This window comes from Streptomyces sp. MST-110588 (assembly GCF_022695595.1).
Classification (GTDB): domain Bacteria; phylum Actinomycetota; class Actinomycetes; order Streptomycetales; family Streptomycetaceae; genus Streptomyces.
The window spans coordinates 5,025,158-5,043,881 of record NZ_CP074380.1; the positions used below are offsets into that span (position 1 = coordinate 5,025,158).

Annotated in this window: 12 protein-coding genes; 7 read left to right on the plus strand and 5 right to left on the minus strand. The window is 70.3% G+C overall.

From position 1 onward, the window contains the following. The first annotated feature begins 112 nt into the window (after positions 1 to 112). From KGS77_RS22050 to KGS77_RS22060, 3 genes are all read left to right on the plus strand, one after another. Positions 113 to 832, plus strand: coding sequence for a ComF family protein (locus KGS77_RS22050; RefSeq protein ID WP_242584597.1), 720 nt, complete (start codon positions 113 to 115; stop codon positions 830 to 832). A 318-nt stretch (positions 833 to 1,150) separates the two neighbouring features. Next, the gene (gene raiA, locus KGS77_RS22055; protein WP_242584599.1) at positions 1,151 to 1,843 is read left to right on the plus strand and encodes a ribosome-associated translation inhibitor RaiA; all 693 of its coding nucleotides are present in this window, start codon (positions 1,151 to 1,153) and stop codon (positions 1,841 to 1,843) included. A gap of 233 nt (positions 1,844 to 2,076) precedes the next feature. Next, complete coding sequence (locus KGS77_RS22060) at positions 2,077 to 2,841, plus strand: response regulator transcription factor (protein WP_242584601.1); 765 nt, start codon at positions 2,077 to 2,079, stop codon at positions 2,839 to 2,841. A gap of 208 nt (positions 2,842 to 3,049) precedes the next feature. Here KGS77_RS22060 and KGS77_RS22065 read toward each other — a convergent pair whose 3' ends face one another. Next, positions 3,050 to 4,246: a crosslink repair DNA glycosylase YcaQ family protein gene (locus KGS77_RS22065; protein WP_242584603.1), complete on the minus strand. Its 1,197-nt coding sequence runs from the start codon at positions 4,244 to 4,246 to the stop codon at positions 3,050 to 3,052. Between the two features lie 181 nt (positions 4,247 to 4,427). After that, entirely contained in the window at positions 4,428 to 5,015 is a 588-nt protein-coding gene (locus tag KGS77_RS22070) for a GNAT family N-acetyltransferase (protein ID WP_242584605.1), read from the minus strand. 238 nt (positions 5,016 to 5,253) lie between these two features. Between KGS77_RS22070 and secA the strand changes: the two genes are divergently transcribed. Beyond that, positions 5,254 to 8,097, plus strand: coding sequence for a preprotein translocase subunit SecA (secA, locus tag KGS77_RS22075; protein ID WP_242584615.1), 2,844 nt, complete (start codon positions 5,254 to 5,256; stop codon positions 8,095 to 8,097). A gap of 182 nt (positions 8,098 to 8,279) precedes the next feature. Here secA and KGS77_RS22080 read toward each other — a convergent pair whose 3' ends face one another. Further along, positions 8,280 to 8,924: an Rv3235 family protein gene (locus KGS77_RS22080; protein ID WP_242584618.1), complete on the minus strand. Its 645-nt coding sequence runs from the start codon at positions 8,922 to 8,924 to the stop codon at positions 8,280 to 8,282. A gap of 312 nt (positions 8,925 to 9,236) precedes the next feature. Here KGS77_RS22080 and KGS77_RS22085 point away from each other — a divergent pair, with 312 nt between their 5' ends. Together KGS77_RS22085 and KGS77_RS22090 are read left to right on the plus strand one after the other, a co-directional pair. Further along, complete coding sequence (locus KGS77_RS22085) at positions 9,237 to 9,743, plus strand: hypothetical protein (RefSeq protein ID WP_242584620.1); 507 nt, start codon at positions 9,237 to 9,239, stop codon at positions 9,741 to 9,743. A 116-nt stretch (positions 9,744 to 9,859) separates the two neighbouring features. Continuing rightward, the gene (locus tag KGS77_RS22090; RefSeq protein ID WP_242584622.1) at positions 9,860 to 10,528 is read left to right on the plus strand and encodes an HAD family hydrolase; all 669 of its coding nucleotides are present in this window, start codon (positions 9,860 to 9,862) and stop codon (positions 10,526 to 10,528) included. A 53-nt stretch (positions 10,529 to 10,581) separates the two neighbouring features. On the opposite strand, the gene KGS77_RS22095 is transcribed toward KGS77_RS22090, so the two are convergent. Beyond that, positions 10,582 to 11,148 carry a DJ-1/PfpI family protein gene (locus KGS77_RS22095; protein WP_242584624.1) on the minus strand — a complete coding sequence of 189 codons (567 nt, stop codon included), beginning with the start codon at positions 11,146 to 11,148 and terminating at the stop codon, positions 10,582 to 10,584. 462 nt (positions 11,149 to 11,610) lie between these two features. Between KGS77_RS22095 and KGS77_RS22100 the strand changes: the two genes are divergently transcribed. Then, the gene (locus tag KGS77_RS22100; RefSeq protein ID WP_242584626.1) at positions 11,611 to 16,596 is read left to right on the plus strand and encodes an NAD-glutamate dehydrogenase; all 4,986 of its coding nucleotides are present in this window, start codon (positions 11,611 to 11,613) and stop codon (positions 16,594 to 16,596) included. Positions 16,597 to 16,844: 248 nt separating this feature from the next. Here the strand turns inward: KGS77_RS22100 and KGS77_RS22105 are convergent, their stop codons facing one another. After that, a complete protein-coding gene (locus tag KGS77_RS22105) occupies positions 16,845 to 18,686 on the minus strand; it encodes an FG-GAP-like repeat-containing protein (protein ID WP_242584628.1) in 1,842 nt (613 codons plus the stop codon). Positions 18,687 to 18,724: the final 38 nt, after the last annotated feature.

Consider the following 18,724-nt stretch of genomic DNA (forward strand, 5'->3'; position numbering starts at 1 on the left):
CCCGCGGCCAGGGCCGCCCTGTGGCCACGGCGGCCCTGCGGCCCTCGCATCCCCCCGCGCGAGTTGTCCACAGCCCCTGGCAGCCCCGGCCGGGTGGCGGGAGAGTGGGGCCATGCGGGGAATGTGGCGGGAAATCGCCGGTCTGGTGCTGCCGGCCGGCTGCGCGGGGTGTGGCCGGCCGCGTACGGAACTGTGCGCGGCGTGCCGCGGGGCACTGCTGCGGGGCGCGGGCGGGCGAGGGCCGCGGCGGGTGCGCCCGGATCCGGCACCCGCGCGGCTGCCCCGGGTGTGTGCCGCAGCGCCCTACGCCGACGAGGTACGGGCGACGGTGCTGGCGCACAAGGAACGGGGCGCGCTGGGCCTGGCGGGGCCTCTGGGCGCCGCCCTGGCCGGAGCGATACGGGCCCTGCGGCCGGGCGGCGGACCGCTGCGGGGCCCGCTGCTGCTCGTACCGGTTCCCTCGGCCCGGCGTTCGGTGGCCGGGCGGGGGCATGACCCGGTGCGCAGGATGGCCCTGGCGGCCGGGCGTGAGCTGCGGCGGGGTGGTGCCGACGCCCGGGTGCTGGCGGTGCTGCGGCAGCGCCGCCCGGTGGCCGACCAGGCGGGCCTCAGCGCCTCTCAGAGGCGGCGGAACCTTTCGGGTGCCCTGGAGGTGGCGGCGGGCGGCGGAAGGCTGCTGATGGCGGCGCCGGTGGTGCTGGTGGACGATCTGGTGACCACGGGCGCCTCGCTGGCGGAGGCGGCACAAGTGATTGAAGGGGCCGGTGGGAGGGTAGTCGGGGCCGCAGTGGTGGCTGCGCCCACGCGCGCTTTCGAAACCAATTGGAACTGACCAAGAAAATTCATCGTTGCTGGTAACGAGGGCGAAAATTCACCGAAACGGAGCTAGCAGCCGTGAGGGGGTGCCGACACCCGTCCGGGCGAGCTATGTTCGGTTGTGAGGACTTGGCAGATGCTTTGCCGCAGATGCCGGGGATAGGTGCGATTGCTGTCCTTTGCAAGGACCTGCAAAGGCGCGCGTGGGGCCCCTGTCGACGGGGGAGGAGGAGGTGAAAGTCGCCAAGTCCGAGGCTTCGGCACTTACCGGAGTCTGGTGCAAGGAGGCATCGCCCCGCCCGCTGAGCGGAGCGATCCGGGAACGGAGTTCTGCGTGGACATCGTCGTCAAGGGCCGCAAGACCGAGGTGCCCGAACGGTTCCGCAAGCACGTGGCCGAGAAGCTGAAGCTGGAGAAGGTCCAGAAGCTCGACGGCAAGGTGATCAGCCTGGACGTCGAGGTGTCCAAAGAGCCCAACCCGCGGCAGGCCGACCGTTCCGACCGGGTGGAGATCACCCTCCGCTCCCGAGGCCCGGTCGTACGGGCCGAGGCGGCTGCCGCCGACCCTTACGCCGCGCTCGACCTGGCCACGGCCAAGCTTGAGGCGCGGCTGCGCAAGCAGCACGACAAGCGTCACTCGCGCCGCGGCAGCGGGCGCACCCCGGCGAGCGACGTCGCCGTGAGCGTTCCCGACGCGGCCCGTCTGAACACCCATGGTGAACCGGCCGGGGACGAGACGGCCGGGGAACAGGTCCCGACCACGAAGATGGGTTCGCTGGAGATCCAGGGCGAAGGGCCCCTGGTCGTACGGGAGAAGACCCACTCCGCCCCGCCGATGACCCTCGACCAGGCGCTCTACGAGATGGAGTTGGTCGGGCACGACTTCTATCTCTTCGTCGACGCCGAGACCAAGCAGCCCAGTGTCGTCTACCGGCGGCACGCCTACGACTACGGCGTCATCCACCTGAACCCCGACTCGTTCGTGGCGCAGGAACCGGGCGGCGCCGGGGGAGCGCTCGGCGGCTGAACCCGCCCAACTGGTGCCCCCGGTCGCCCGCCGGGGGCACCATCACGCCCGAGAAGACCAGGAGTTGAGACCGTATAGTGTTTGTGCCAGCCAGGGAGCGTTCGGGCACGAATCCGCGACATGCCGGGGAGACGGTCGTATGGCGTTGCTCGGGCCGACCGCCGCGGGCTGTTGTCAACCAGCCTTGTATCCAAGCTCCGGCCTGCCGGCCGGGTGGTTGACGGGGAGGGACGATGGGGGACAGCTTCGGGCCCATGCGTGACGGAGGGGACGACGACGAAGCCTGCGTGACCGGCGGCATCGGCACGGACGGGGCGGGGCCGGGCATGTCCCGCAAGGAACCCATCAGAGTACTGGTCGTGGACGACCACGCGCTGTTCCGCAGGGGCCTGGAGATCGTGCTCGCCCAGGAGGAGGACATCCAGGTCGTCGGTGAGGCCGGGGACGGCGCCGAGGCGGTGGACAAGGCCGCCGACCTGCTGCCCGACATCGTGCTGATGGACGTACGGATGCCCCGGCGCGGTGGGATCGAGGCGTGCACCTCCATCAAGGAGGTCGCCCCCAGCGCGAAGATCATCATGCTGACGATCAGCGACGAAGAGGCCGACCTCTACGACGCGATCAAGGCCGGGGCCACCGGCTACCTCCTCAAGGAGATCTCCACCGACGAGGTGGCCACCGCGATCCGCGCGGTGGCCGACGGACAGTCGCAGATCAGCCCCTCGATGGCCGCCAAGCTCCTGACCGAGTTCAAGTCGATGATCCAGCGTACGGACGAGCGCCGGCTCGTACCGGCACCGCGGCTGACCGACCGCGAGCTGGAGGTCCTCAAGCTGGTCGCCACGGGCATGAACAACCGGGACATCGCCAAGGAGTTGTTCATCTCCGAGAACACCGTGAAGAACCACGTCCGCAACATCCTGGAGAAGCTCCAGCTCCACTCCCGGATGGAAGCCGTGGTCTACGCGATGCGCGAGAAGATCCTCGAAATCCGCTGACCCGGGAAGGACGGGAGGGCGGGGCCGCGTCGGCCCGGCCGCGTACCGGGTCCGGCCCGAGCCGCGTACGGCCCGAGCCGCGTACGGCCCGACCCGCGTACGGTCACCGGTCGGCCCCGCCACGTACGGCCGACCGGCCCGGTCATTCCACGGTCCCGGCTGCCCCACGCCCCCGGCCGCCCCACGGCCCCGGCTTCCCGCGCCGCCGCTACCCCAGTTCCGCCGTCAGCGCGTCCGCCAGCTCGCGGTCGTCGCAGCGCTCCACCCGTACGGAGTCACAGTTCACCCACGCGGCGGCCTCGCGCAGGGCCTGCGCCATGGGGGTGACGGCCTTGGGTCCGCGCATCGAGACCTGGCGGGCGACGAGTGTGCCGCCCTCCCGGGCCGGGTCGACCCGGCCCACCAGTTGTCCGCCCGCCAGCAGCGGCATCGCGAAGTAGCCGTGGATCCGCTTGGGCCGGGGCACGTACGCTTCAAGGCGGTGGGTGAAGCCGAAGATCCGCTCCGTGCGCGGCCGGTCCCAGATGAGGGAGTCGAAGGGCGAGAGCAGGGTCGTACGGTGCCGTCCGCGCGGCGGGGACGCCAGCGCCTCCGGATCCGCCCAGGCGGGCTTCCCCCAGCCCTCGACCTCGACGGGCACCAGCCCCGAGTCCCCGATGACGGCGTCGACCTGCTCGGCCTTCAGGCGGTGGTAGTCGGCCAGGTCCGCACGGGTGGCCACCCCCATCGCCGCCCCGGCCTGGGCGACCAGCCGGCGTATGCACTCGGTGTCGTCGAGGTCGTCGTGCAGCAGCGGGTCCGGGATGGCCCGCTCGGCGAGGTCGTACACCCGCTTCCAGCCGCGCCGCTCCGTACAGACCACCTCGCCGGTGTCCAGCAGCCACTCCACCGCGATCTTGGTCTCGGACCAGTCCCACCACACCCCGCCGTTCTTGGCGCCGCCCAGCTCCGACGCCGTCAGCGGGCCGTCGGTCTTCAGACGGTCCAGGACCGCGGCACACGAGCGCGCGGAGTCCTCCATGAGATGCCAGCGGTATCCCCTGGCGCGCCGGGCGCGGCGCCGGAAGGCGAAGTGCGGCCACTCCTCGACGGGCAGGATGCAGGCCGCGTGCGACCAGTACTCGAAGCTGTGCGGTACGGTCCCGGACCCCGTGCGCGGCGTCCAGTACGCGGACTCCACCGCCTGCCGGCCGACCGCGCCGAGCCGGGCGTACGGAACGAGCTCGTGCGAGCGGGCCAGCACCGAGATCGTGTCCAGTTGTACGGCCCCCAGCCGCCGCAGGACGCCACGCACTCCCGCCCGGCGGTCCGGCGCCCCCAGGAAACCCTGGGCGCGCAGCGCCATGCGGCGTGCGTCGTCGGCGGACAGAGCGGTCACGGGCTTGGCGTACGTCACTGCTGTCATGCCGGACAGGGTAGGTGCGGGCACTGACAATGGCCGCCGCCGCCCGGACAGACGCCCGGACAATGGCCGCCGCCGCTTCGGACAACGGCTGCCTACGCCCGGACAACGGCCGCCGCCGCTTCGAACAACGGCCGTCGGCGGCCCGGGCCAGGACCGCAGCCGGCCCGGCCGCCGCCCGCCGTCACCCCGGGTAGGGAAGGTACGGCGTCGCCGAGCCGAGACCGAGGTCGGAAGGGAGCAGCGAGGCGCACCAGGCGTCCCGCCGGGTCCCCTGGTGCGGGATCTTCGCCCGGGCCGTCCCCTCCATCTGGAAACCGACCTTCAGGGCCACCGCCCGGGACCCCTCGTTCCCGGCCTCCGCGAACCACTCCAGCCGCTCCACCCCCAGGCCGGTGAAGGCCCAGCGCACGATCTCGCGGGCCGCCTCCACGGTGTACCCCCTGCCGCGGTGCTCCTTTACCGTCCAGTAACCCAGCTCCGCCTGCCGCTCGGGGGCGTGCAGCAGCGCCAGCCGGAGCAGCGCCATGCAGCCGGTCAGCGCGCCGTCGGCCTTGGAGATCATGGCGAAGGCGTACCCGGTGTCCGCACGCCACCCTTCCGGGCAGGACCGGCCGACGAAATCGACCGCGTCACCGAGCCCGTACGGCGACGGCACACTGGTCCAGCGCGGGATGTCGGGGTCCTGGCAGGCGGCGTGCACCGCCGCGGCGTCGCCGGGCCCGAAGGGCCGCAGGACCAGGCGCTCGGTGGTGAGGGTGACAGGTTCCATACAGGGAGTCTGCGGCTGCCGCGGTCCAGGGGCGAGAGGTTTTCCCCGCGCTCCCGGCACCTTCCGATGCCCTGACGCGTTCATCTGAAGAGGGGATGACGGCCTTCGCGGCGGTGGACCTCCCGGCCGGGCGGGGTCCTACCTTACGATGGCCGTTGCGGCGGGGCCTGCCCCTTGGAAAAATGCCGCGCCCGCGCACCGACCGTGCCAGGCCCGACCGGCAAGGAGACCAGCCCAAGTGTCCGTCTTCAACAAGCTCATGCGTGCAGGCGAAGGAAAGATCCTGCGCAAACTGCACCGCATCGCGGGCCAGGTCAACTCCATCGAAGAGGACTTCGCGGCCCTCTCCGACGCCGAGCTCCAGGCGCTCACCGACGAGTACAAGCAGCGGTTCGCCGACGGCGAATCCCTGGACGACCTCCTGCCCGAGGCGTTCGCCACCGTCCGGGAGGCCGCCAAGCGCGTCCTGGGCCAGCGTCACTACGACGTCCAGTTGATGGGTGGCGCGGCCCTTCACCTGGGGTACGTCGCGGAGATGAAGACCGGTGAGGGCAAGACCCTGGTCGGTACGCTCCCGGCGTATCTGAACGCCCTGTCCGGCAAGGGTGTGCACCTGATCACGGTCAACGACTACCTGGCCGAGCGCGACTCCGAGCTGATGGGCCGCGTCCATAAGTTCCTGGGGCTCACGGTCGGTTGCATCCTGGCCAACATGACCCCGGCGCAGCGCCGCGAGCAGTACGCCTGCGACATCACGTACGGCACGAACAACGAGTTCGGCTTCGACTACCTGCGCGACAACATGGCCTGGTCGAAGGACGAGCTGGTCCAGCGCGGCCACAACTTCGCGATCGTCGACGAGGTCGACTCGATCCTGGTCGACGAGGCCCGTACGCCGCTGATCATCTCCGGCCCCGCGGACTCGGCCACCAAGTGGTACGGCGACTTCGCGAAGTTGGTGCAGCGCCTGAAGAAGGGTGAGGCCGCCAACCCGCAGCGCGGCATCGAGGAGACCGGCGACTACGACGTCGACGAGAAGAAGCGCACGGTCGGCATCCACGAGTCCGGCGTCACCAAGGTCGAGAACTGGCTGGGCATCGACAACCTGTACGAGTCGGTGAACACCCCCCTCGTCGGGTACCTGAACAACGCCATCAAGGCCAAGGAACTGTTCAAGAAGGACAAGGACTACGTCGTCATCGACGGCGAGGTCATGATCGTCGACGAGCACACCGGCCGTATCCTCGCCGGCCGCCGCTACAACGAGGGCATGCATCAGGCGATCGAGGCGAAGGAAGGGGTGGAGATCAAGGACGAGAACCAGACCCTGGCCACGATCACCCTCCAGAACTTCTTCCGCCTCTACGACAAGCTCTCCGGCATGACCGGTACGGCCATGACCGAGGCGGCGGAGTTCCACCAGATCTACAAGCTCGGCGTCGTCCCGATCCCGACGAACAAGCCGATGGTCCGCAAGGACCAGCCCGACCTGATCTACCGCACCGAGGTCGCCAAGTTCGCCGCCGTCGTCGAGGACATCGTCGACAAGCACGAAAAGGGCCAGCCGATCCTGGTCGGCACGACCTCCGTGGAGAAGTCGGAGTACCTCTCCCAGCAGCTCAGCAAGCGCGGCGTGCCCCACGAGGTCCTCAACGCCAAGCAGCACGACCGTGAGGCGTCGATCGTCGCCCAGGCCGGCCGCAAGGGCGCCGTCACGGTCGCCACGAACATGGCCGGCCGCGGTACGGACATCAAGCTCGGCGGCAACCCGGACGACCTCGCCGAGGCGGAGCTGCGCCAGCAGGGCCTGGACCCGGTCGAGCACGTCGAGGAGTGGGCGGCGGCGCTGCCCGCCGCGCTGGAGCGGGCCGAGGCCGCGGTCAAGGCCGAGTTCGAGGAGGTCAAGGAGCTCGGCGGGCTGTACGTCCTGGGCACCGAGCGGCACGAGTCGCGCCGTATCGACAACCAGCTCCGCGGCCGTTCCGGCCGACAGGGCGACCCCGGCGAGTCCCGCTTCTACCTCTCCCTGGGCGATGACCTGATGCGCCTGTTCAAGGCCCAGATGGTCGAGCGGGTCATGTCGATGGCCAACGTGCCCGACGACGTACCGATCGAGAACAAGATGGTCACCCGCGCCATCGCCTCCGCCCAGTCGCAGGTCGAGCAGCAGAACTTCGAGACGCGCAAGAACGTCCTGAAGTACGACGAGGTACTCAACCGGCAGCGCGAGGTCATCTACGGCGAGCGCCGCCGCGTCCTTGAGGGCGAGGACCTCCAGGAGCAGATCCTGCACTTCATGGACGACACGATCGACGCCTACATCCAGGCCGAGACGGTCGAGGGCTTCGCCGAGGAGTGGGACCTGGAGCGCCTGTGGGGCGCGTTCAAGCAGCTCTACCCGGTCAGCGTGACCATCGAGGAGCTGGAGGAGGAGGTCGGCGACCGCGCCGGCATCACCTCCGACTTCATCGCCGAGGCGGTCAAGGAAGACATCCACAAGCAGTACGCCGCCCGCGAGGAGCAGCTCGGCTCGGACATCATGCGCGAGCTGGAGCGCCGGGTCGTGCTGTCCGTCCTGGACCGCAAGTGGCGCGAGCACCTCTATGAGATGGACTACCTCCAGGAGGGCATCGGCCTGCGCGCGATGGCCCAGAAGGACCCCCTGGTGGAGTACCAGCGCGAGGGCTACGACATGTTCACCGCCATGATGGAGGGCATCAAGGAGGAGTCCGTCGGCTACCTGTTCAACCTGGAGGTCCAGGTCGAGCAGCAGGTCGAGGAGGTCCCGGTCGAGGACGCCCAGGCGGCTCCCTCCCTGGACAAGGACGTCGCGGACGCGGTGCCCGCCGGCGCCGCCCGCCCCGAGATCCACGCCAAGGGCCTGGAGGCACCGCAGCGCCCCGACCGGCTGCACTTCTCCGCGCCGACGGTCGACGGCGAGGGCGGTGTCGTGGAGGGCGACTTCACGAACGAGGCCGCCGGTGACGGCGCGCCGGGCGGCACCCGCTCCGCCGCGGACGGCCTGACGCGCGCCGAGCGCCGCAAGGCCCAGAAGGGCGGCGGACGCCGCCGCAAGAAGTGACACCGGCCGGCCCGCGAGGGCCGGGCGGGTGACAGCCGGGGCGCCGCGACCTCCTCCTGGTCGCGGCGCCCCGGCTTTTCCCTGTGGTGCGGTGTGTGGCTGTGGCCCGGTGACAAGGGCCCGTACGGCCGGTATGGCTCGTACGGAACCTCATCTGTACGGAACCTCACCCGTACGGACCTTCATACGCGGGCCGGCTCGCCCTCCTGGCGGCGAGGGGCCCAGACGGCCACGGACGGACCGATGTCCAGGGCGGCGCAGCGCCAGCGGGAGTCGGCGCCCAGCTCCAGCCGGAAGGCCAGGGCCCGCAGCTTCTCGCCGGAGGCGATCCGTGCGAAGGCCTCGATGACGCCCTGGCGGGGCCGGCACAGTCCGCAGTCGCGGACCGAGGGCGCCGGGGCGGGCCGTCCCCGCCCGACGGGCTTCAGCGGCGCCTGCGGGGCCAGCTCCACCAGGTGGTCGTACGCGGCGGGCAGCGCGTGTCCCAGGAGGGCGTGTACGGGCCGCTGGCCGCTGAGCGTCAGCAGCAGTTGCTGGGCGAACCACTGGTGCGGCTGCCACTGCCGCGCGAGACGGCGCGCGCCGGGGGAGGGCGCCGCGGGCCGTACGGCCGGACGGGTGTCCGGGCGGCCGGCTGGAGAGGGCGTGGCGGGCGAGGTGGGGACGGTGGCGCTGCGGCCGGCCGGGCGCCTGCTGTCGCGGCGGCCCGGCGGCGCTCCGCGCGGGGGCCGGGTGGGCCCGGCGCTCCTGGAGGCCGTGACCGGCCGGGGCCCGGTGCGAAGCTGCGGAGCGGGCGTCGGCGTCGTGGATGTGCGGGAAACGGCCATGCTGATCTCCCCCGTCGTGCCGGGCCCGGCGGTATACCGGGCAGTAGCTTTTCGTTGCGGGATCTTCTACCGGTGGCGCCATGGCGGCGGCAAGGAGAGCCGGGGACCGTACTCCAGGGCCCGCGAATTCACCTATCCGGGTGACGGCTACGGAACGGTGGCCCGCCTCGCGACGGCGGACGGAGAGCGCGGGAGAACCGGCTCTGCCGGGCGGTGTACCGGGGGCGGGAGCGGCACCACGATGGGGGACGCACGGCCGTATGCTGACGGAGCAGTTCCCGGACCTGAGTGAAATGAGCGGAAGCAACCGTCATGCGCGTCTATGTTCCCCTGACCCTGCCCGGTCTCGCAGCGGCGCACGAGGCCGGTGAGCTGGGCCCCGGTCCGTTGGACGCCTACGCCGTCACGCCCGCGCTGCGCGAGTGGTACGTCACCGACGACATCGAGGAACTGGAGTACGCGGCGCTGAACCGGGCCGCCCAGGCGTCGCTGCGCCGGCTCGCCGCCGATCCGGACGCCGCCCGGCGGCGCGTGGTGGTGGCCGTGGACGTACCGGACGGCGCGGCGGTCGCGGACCCGGACCGGGGGCTGGACCAGTCGGCGCTCGGCGAGGTGCGGATCGCGGGCGCGGTGCCGCTGTCGAAGGCCGCGGCGGTGCACGTGGACTCCGACGACGCCGAGGAGGACATCGCGGCGGCGGCGCAGGCGCTGGGCGCGGCGGACCTCGGGGACGACGACGCCCGGTTCACGGTGGACGGCGCGCAGGACCACGAGCTGATGTGGTTCGGCGTGCAGGAGATCCCCCACCTCATCGCCTGACCGCCGGCCGGCCCCGCCCCGTCCGCCTGCCGGACGCCGCAGCCGTTGTCAGTGGGCACCGGTACGGTTTTCGCATCGGGAAGCACGCGGGGTAGACGGGGAAGACGGGGAAGCACGTGGGGAAGAACGCGACACACATCGTCTGGGACTGGAACGGCACGCTGTTCCACGACCTCGACGCCGTCATCGGCGCGACCAACGCCGCCTTCGCGGAGATCGGTCTCGCGCCGATCACGCTCGACACCTACCGGGAGCTGTACTGCGTCCCCGTCCCGCGGTTCTACGAGCGGCTGATGGGGCGGCTGCCGACGGAGGCCGAGTGGCTGGTCATGGACGAGGCGTTCCACCGTCACTACGCCACGCGGCTGGCGGGCTGCGGGCTCGCGGAGGGCGTGGAGCCGCTGCTGGAGGAGTGGGGTACGGCGGGGCACAGCCAGTCGATCCTGAGCATGTACGGGCACGAGGAGCTGGTGCCGCTGGTGCACGGCTTCGGTATCGCCGCGCACTTCGTACGGGTGGACGGCAGGACCGGCCCCTCGGGCGGAAGCAAGGCCGAGCACATGCTGCGGCATCTCGCCGCGCTGGAGAGCGCGCGGGTCGACCCGGAGCGTACGGTCGTCATCGGTGACGCCGTGGACGACGCGGTGGCCGCCCGGCACGCCGGAGCGCACGCCGTGCTCTACACGGGAGGCTCGCACAGCCGGGCGAGTCTGGCGACCGCGGGCGTGCCGGTGGTGGACACCCTCGCGGAGGCGGTCGAACTCGCCGGACGAATAGCCGCGTAACCCGCCGCGGGTCCGCCCGCCGCCCGTCGAGCCCGCCGATCGCGGCAGTCGGGTCAGGACAGCGGGGCCTTCGCGCGCAGCACGTTGATGAATTCCCGCATCCAGCTCGCGTGGTCGGGCCAGGCACGGGAGGAGACCAGCATGCCGTCCACGACGACCTCGGCGTCCCGGTAGGTCGCGCCCGCCGCCTGCATGTCCAGCTCCAGGGCGGGATAGGCGGTCAGCCGCCGGCCGTTGAGCCCGCCGATCGCGGCGGTCAGCAGCGGGCCGTGGCAGATCTGGGCGACGGGCTTGTCCGCGTCGAAGAACGCCTTGAGGATCTTGCGCAGCTCCGGGTCGTTGCGCAGATACTCCGGCGCACGTCCGCCGGGGACCACCAGGGCGGCGTACTGCCCCGGGTCGACCTCCGCGAAGGCGAGGTCGGCGGGCCAGGTGTAGCCGGGCTTCTCGGTGTAGGTGTCGAAACCCGGCTCGAAGTCGTGGACGACGAACCGCAGCGTCTTGCGGGCGGGGGCGGCGACATGGACGTCGTACCCCTCTTCGCGGAGCCGCTGATAGGGGTAGAGGACTTCCAGGGACTCCGCCGCGTCGCCGGTCACGATCAGGATCTTGGCCGCCATGCCGTCCACCTCCGGTCGCACCTCTCGCCGTTTCGCCCAACGTCCTGCGGTTCGCCGCGCTTGCCAAGACCTCGTGCGGCCTCCGCGTCGCTGTCGACATCGTCAAAGTTCGGGGTGAGGATTTGCACAGGGAACGCCCATGACGGCACCCATGCCAGGAGCGATAGCCTTACAGAGTGATCAGCGCGATAACCCGCGGGGGCATCGAAGCCCTTGCCGTGCGCCCGGGACACCATGGTGACCGGGCGGGTGCTGATCGTTGCGACCGGGCCCGTATGTCGACTTTGTCAAAGTTCACCGAATACGGCTCGGTCCTCTCCCATCGCGGCATAGCGTCGGTACCGACCGGAAACTCCCCTTCGCTTCGCTGGGGGAGTCCCCACGCGTCGCGCCGTCGCCGTGCAGCTTCCAAGGATCACTCCCACGACGTCACGCAACGGCGCGCGACAGGAGCCAGAGGACATGCAGACCAAGCTGGACGAAGCCAAGACCGAGCTGCTCACGAGGGCCGCCCGGGTCGCTGAAAGCAGCCCGGCCGGGGGGCAGACCCCCGTCCAGGGACTCGACCCGGAGACCCTCCTGGGATACCTCCAGCGGTACTACCTGCACACGGCCCCCGAGGACCTCACCGGCCGTGACCCCGTCGATGTCTTCGGCGCCGCGCTCTCCCACCACCGCCTCGCCGCCAACCGCCCCCAGGGCACCGCGAACGTACGGGTGCACACCCCGACCGTCGAGGAGAACGGCTGGACGTGCAGCCACTCCGTCGTCGAGGTCGTCACCGACGACATGCCCTTCCTGGTCGACTCCGTCACCAACGAGCTCTCCCGCCAGGGCCGCGGCATCCACGTCGTCATCCACCCGCAGGTCATCGTCCGCCGCGACCTGACCGGCAAGCTCATCGAGGTCCTGGACAACACCTGCGACGCCCACGGCACCACCGGCGCCGGCAAGGCCCGCGAGCTGCCCCACGACGCGCTCGTGGAGTCCTGGATCCATGTCGAGATCGACCGCGAGACCGACCGCGGCGACCTCAAGCAGATCACCGCCGACCTGCTGCGGGTCCTGTCCGACGTACGGGAGGCCGTCGAGGACTGGGGCAAGATGCGCGACTGCGCGCTGCGCATCGCCGACGAGCTGCCCACCGAGCCCACCGCCGACGACCTGCGCGACCAGGAGATCGAGGAGGCCCGCGAGCTGCTGCGCTGGCTCGCCGCCGACCACTTCACCTTCCTGGGCTACCGCGAGTACGAGCTGACCTCCGCCCCCGGTGAGGGCGGCGTCGCGGAGGACGTGCTCACCGCCGTACCCGGTACGGGCCTGGGCATCCTGCGCTCGGACCCCTCCCACCACGAATCCGACGACAGCCACTCCGGTTTCTCCCCCGCCTCGCCGTCCTTCAACCGCCTCCCCAAGGACGCCCGCGCCAAGGCCCGCGAACACAAGCTGCTGATCCTCACCAAGGCCAACAGCCGCTCCACGGTCCACCGCCCCTCCTACCTGGACTACGTGGGTGTCAAGAAGTTCGACGCCCAGGGCAACGTCGTCGGCGAGCGCCGCTTCCTGGGCCTGTTCTCCTCGGCCGCGTACACCGAGTCCGTACGCCGTGTCCCGGTCATCCGCCGCAAGGTCGCCGAGGTCCTGGAGGGCGCCGGCTTCACGCCCAACAGCCACGACGGCCGTGACCTGCTCCAGATCCTGGAGACCTACCCGCGCGACGAGCTGTTCCAGACCCCCGTCGACCAGCTCCGCTCCATCGTCACCAGCGTGCTCTACCTCCAGGAGCGCCGCCGGCTGCGCCTGTACCTGCGCCAGGACGAGTACGGCCGCTACTACTCCGCGCTGGTCTACCTCCCCCGGGACCGCTACACCACCAACGTACGGCTGCGCCTGATCGACATCCTCAAGGAGGAGCTGGGCGGCACCAGCGTCGACTTCACCGCCTGGAACACCGAGTCGATCCTCTCCCGGCTGCACTTCGTCGTCCGCGTCGAGCCCGGCGCGACCCTGCCGGACCTCACCGACACCGACGTCGAACGCATCGAGGCGCGCCTGGTCGAGGCCGCCCGCTCCTGGGCCGACGGCTTCGCCGAGGCGCTGACCGCCGAGGTCGGCGAGGAGCGCGCCGCGGCCCTGCTGCGCCGCTACAACCACGCCTTCCCCGAGGGCTACAAGGCCGACAACCCGCCGCGCAGCGCCGTAGCCGACCTCCAGCACCTGGAGAAGCTCACCGGCGCCACCGACGGCGAAGGCGGCAGGAACTTCGAGGTCAGCCTGTACGAGCCGGTCGGCGCGGGCCCCGGCGAGCGCCGCTTCAAGATCTACCGCACCGGCGAGCCCGTCTCGCTGTCCAAGGTGCTGCCCCTCCTGAACCGGCTGGGTGTCGAGGTCGTCGACGAGCGCCCGCACGAGCTGCGCTGCACCGACTCCACCGTCGCCTGGATCTACGACTTCGGCCTGCGGATGCCCGAGCGCCTCAACGGCGACGACGCCCGCGAGCGCTTCCAGGACGCCTTCACGGCCGTGTGGACCGGCCAGGCGGAGAGCGACAACTTCAACAAGCTGGTGCTGCGGGCCGGCCTGAACTGGCGCCAGGCCATGGTGCTGCGCGCCTACGCCAAGTACCTGCGCCAGGCCGGTTCGACGTTCAGCCAGACGTACATGGAGGACACCCTCTCCAACAACGTCCACACCACCCGCCTGCTGGTCAGCCTCTTCGAGGCACGGATGTCCCCCGAGCGGCAGCGGGCCGGCACCGAGCTGACCGACGGCATCCTGGAGGAGCTGGACGGCGCCCTGGACCAGGTCGCCTCCCTGGACGAGGACCGCATCCTGCGCTCCTTCCTCACCGTCATCAAGGCCACCCTGCGCACCAACCACTACCAGCGTGACGAGCACGGGCAGCCGCGTCCGTACCTGTCCATGAAGCTGGACCCGCAGGCCATCCCCGACCTGCCCGCGCCCCGCCCGGCGTACGAGATCTGGGTGTACTCCCCGCGCGTGGAGGGCGTCCACCTGCGCTTCGGCAAGGTCGCCCGCGGCGGTCTGCGCTGGTCCGACCGGCGCGAGGACTTCCGTACGGAGATCCTGGGCCTGGTCAAGGCGCAGATGGTCAAGAACACCGTCATCGTGCCGGTCGGCGCCAAGGGCGGCTTCGTCGGCAAGCGGATGCCGGACCCCGCCGTGGACCGCGACGCGTGGCTGGCCGAGGGCATCGCCTCGTACAAGACCTTCATCTCCGGTCTGCTGGACATCACCGACAACCTCGTCGGCGGCGAGGTCGTCCACCCCAAGGACGTCGTACGGCACGACGAGGACGACACCTACCTCGTCGTCGCCGCCGACAAGGGCACCGCCACCTTCTCCGACATCGCCAACGAGGTCGCCGAGTCCTACGGCTTCTGGCTCGGCGACGCCTTCGCCTCCGGCGGCTCGGCCGGCTACGACCACAAGGGCATGGGCATCACCGCCCGCGGCGCCTGGGAATCGGTCAAGCGCCACTTCCGCGAGCTGGGCGTCAACACCCAGACCGAGGACTTCACGGTCGTGGGCGTCGGCGACATGTCCGGTGACGTGTTCGGCAACGGCATGCTGCTCAGCGAGCACATCCGCCTGGTCGCCGCCTTCGACCACCGCCACATCTTCATCGACCCGAACCCCGACGCGGCCGTCTCCTACGCCGAGCGCCGCCGCCTGTTCGAACTGCCCCGCTCCTCCTGGGCCGACTACAACACCTCGCTGCTCTCCCAGGGCGGCGGCATCCACCCCCGTACCGCCAAGTCGATCCCCCTCAACGCGCAGATCCGCGCCGCCCTGGGCATCGAGAACGGCGTGAAGAAGATGACGCCGGCCGAGCTGATGCAGGCCATCCTCAAGGCGCCGGTGGACCTGCTGTGGAACGGCGGCATCGGTACGTACGTGAAGTCCTCCGCCGAGAGCCACGCGGACGTGGGCGACAAGTCCAACGACGCGATCCGCGTCAACGGCCAGGACCTGCGGGTCAAGGTCGTCGGCGAGGGCGGCAACCTGGGCCTGACCCAGCTCGGCCGGATCGAGTTCGCCACCGGCGGCGGAAAGATCAACACCGACGCGATCGACAACAGCGCCGGCGTGGACACCTCCGACCACGAGGTCAACATCAAGATCCTGCTCAACTCGCTGGTCGCCGACGGCGACATGACCGTCAAGCAGCGCAACAAGCTGCTCGCCGAGATGACCGACGAGGTCGGCGCGCTGGTGCTGCGCAACAACTACGCGCAGAACACCGCGCTGGCCCTGGCGCAGGCCCAGTCCTCCAGCATGCTCCACGCCCAGCAGCGGTTCATGCGCCGCCTGGGACGCGAAGGCCACCTGGACCGGGCGCTGGAGTTCCTGCCCACCGACCGCCAGATCCGCGAACGGCTCAACGCCGGCCGCGGCCTGACCCAGCCCGAGACGGCCGTACTCCTGGCCTACACCAAGATCACGGTCGCCGACGAGCTGATCCAGACCGGGCTGCCGGACGACCCCTACCTCCAGCGGCTGCAGCACGCCTACTTCCCCACCGCCCTGCGCGAGCGCTTCACCGAGCAGATCGACAGCCACGCGCTGCGCCGCGAGATCATCACCACGGTGCTGGTCAACGACACCGTCAACTCCGGCGGTACGAGCTTCTTGCACCGTATGCGCGAGGAGACCGGCGCCTCGCTGGAAGAGGTCGTACGCGCCCACACCGCAGCCCGCGCCATCTTCGGCCTCGGCCAGGTCTGGGACGAGGTCGAGGCACTGGACAACATCGTCGCCGCCGACGTCCAGACCCGTATCCGCCTGCACTCCCGCCGCCTGGTGGAGCGCGGCACCCGCTGGCTGCTCAACAACCGCCCGCAGCCGCTGGAGCTGTCGCAGACCATCGACTTCTTCAGCGAGCGGGTCGCCGAGGTCTGGGCGGAGCTGCCCAAGCTGCTGTGCGGCAGCGACCTGGAGTGGTACCAGCGCATCCTGGACCAGCTCACCGACGCCGGCGTCCCCGAGGAACTGGCCGCCAAGGTCGCCGGCTTCTCCTCCGCCTTCCCGGCGCTGGACATCGTCGCCATCGCGGACCGCACCGGCAAGGAGCCGCTGGCCGTCGCGGAGGTCTACTACGACCTCGGCGACCGGCTGCGCATCAACCAGCTCCTGGACCGCATCCTGGACCTGCCGCGCAACGACCGCTGGCAGTCCATGGCCCGCGCCTCGATCCGCGAGGACCTCTTCGCCGCCCATGCGGCGCTGACCTCGGACGTCCTGTCGGTGGGCAACGGCACCTCCACACCCGAGCAGCGGTTCAAGGCATGGGAGGAGAAGAACTCCGCGATCCTCAGCCGCGCCCGCACCACCCTGGAGGAGATCTACGGGTCGGAAGGCTTCGACCTGGCCAACCTGTCGGTGGCCATGCGCACCATGCGCACCCTGCTGCGTACGCACAGCTGAGACCGTTCGCCGTCGCGGTGGTGACGGCCGTACGGTGAGGAACGCCGAGGGCGGTCCCGGAGCCAACAGGGCTCCGGGACCGCCCTCGGCGTCTTCCGGGACAGCTCCGACGGTGTTGTGGTCCGGGCCTTGGACCATCCGTCGTTCGCTGAAGCGCCCGAGTAGCAACGCGCAGACCGCTGCCTCGTATGAAGCAGCGGTCGCTTTCGCCTTGGCAGTACCAAGCAAGGTCCGTTGGAAATGGGCCTTTACTTCGCTTGCTTGGTCCCCGGCGTGGACCAGGACTTGAGGGGGTTCTCGAAACCGCCGTCGGTGCGGGTCTGGAAGGTGAAGAGAGCCGAGCTGCCGTCGTCCTGGGAGTAGTGGGCGGCGACATCATCGCGGCCGTTGCCGTCGAAGTCACCCGCCGTGAGCTGGACGGAGCTGCCCCACCAGCTGTCGGCTGGTGCATTCCAGGAGCGGACGGGGTTTTCGAAGGTGCCGTCTGTCTTGGTCTTGAAGGTGTACAGGGCGGCCCGGCCGTCGCCGTAGCCGTAGAAGGCGGCGATGTCGTCGCGGCCGTTGCCGTCGAAGTCACCTGCGGCGATCTTCACGTTGCTGCCCCACCAGTTGTCGGCGGGTACGTTCCAGGAGCGGACGGGGTTTTCGAAGGTGCCGTCTGTCTTGGTCTTGAAGGTGTACAGGGCGGCCCGGCCGTCGCCGTAGCCGTAGAAGGCGGCGATGTCGTCGCGGCCGTTGCCGTCGAAGTCACCTGCGGCGATCTTCACGTTGCTGCCCCACCAGTTGTCGGCGGGTACGTTCCAGGAGCGGACGGGGTTTTCGAAGGTGCCGTCTGTCTTGGTCTTGAAGGTGTACAGGGCGGCCCGGCCGTCGCCGTAGCCGTAGAAGGCGGCGATGTCGTCGCGGCCGTTGCCGTCGAAGTCGCCCGCGGCGATCTTCACGTTGCTGCCCCACCAGTTGTCGGCGGGTACGTTCCAGGAGCGCAGCGGGTCTTGGAACCGTCCGTCCTTGAGGGACTTGAAGGTGTACAGGGCGGCCGATCCGTCGCCGTAGCCGTAGAAGGCGGCCACGTCGTCACGGCCGTCGCCGTCGAAGTCGCCCGCGGTGAGCTGGACGGCGTCGAAATTCCACTGACCCGGCTTGACGTGCCAGGATTTGCTCGGCCGCTGGAACCCGCCGTCGGCCTTCGCGAGGAAGGTGAACAGGGCCATGGATCCGTCGGAGAAGCCGTACATCACGGCCTGATCGGTGCGCTTGTCGCCGTTGAAGTCACCGGAGACGACCTGCTTGACGGACTTCGCGGCCGCATCAGCCTCGGAGCGGGTCTGGTGGACCCACAGGCTGGCGGTATCCATACGGACGTCGACGGCCTCGTCTTTCGCCGGGTTCTCCCCCAGGCAGCCGGCCTGCCAGGAGGTGCTATGGATGCCGACCAGTTCGGCCCGACCGCCGGCCTCGCGTACGGTGGGTCCGCCCGCGTCACCCTTGCAGATTCCGGTCCGCTCCTCCGGCGTACCGGCCAGGGAGACGGCCGTGTTGGTGGTGGCTCCGACGCTGGGGGTGGTGCTGTGGGCGCGATCGCTGAGCCAAGCGGTCTTGGTGCGGCCGTAGCCGATGGCCCGCAGCCGTTCGCCTTCAGCCGGTGCCGACAGGGAGACGTCGACCGGATCGACTCCCGGGAACGCAGGGGTCAGCGAGGTGGAGCCGCTGGGCACCGCGAGCCGGGCCATCACCAGGTCACGGTTGGAATAAGGGACCAGCTCAACCACGTCTACCGACCTGTTGTCGGCCGGCGCGCCTACGGTCACGGTCGTCTTCTGCTTCGGTTTGCCTTCCGCGACCTGGGCGCCCGGCTTGTCGGCGAAGCAGTTCTTCGCCGACAGCACCCACTGTGCGTCCACCAGGGCACCCGAGCAGACACGCTGGCTGTCGCCCTCGCCGATGGTGATCTTGGCGGTGAAGGCGTAGGTGCCGTCCTTTACGGTCGAACCAGCGGTGGCCGAGGCCGTGGGGACGGCCAGTAGGGCCAGGCTGACGCCTCCTGCCAGGGCGGCGGCTGCCACGGTGGCTCGGGATCTCTTTATTGACATGGAACTTCCTTGAGCGAGGTACAGACGGGTGCGGCCAG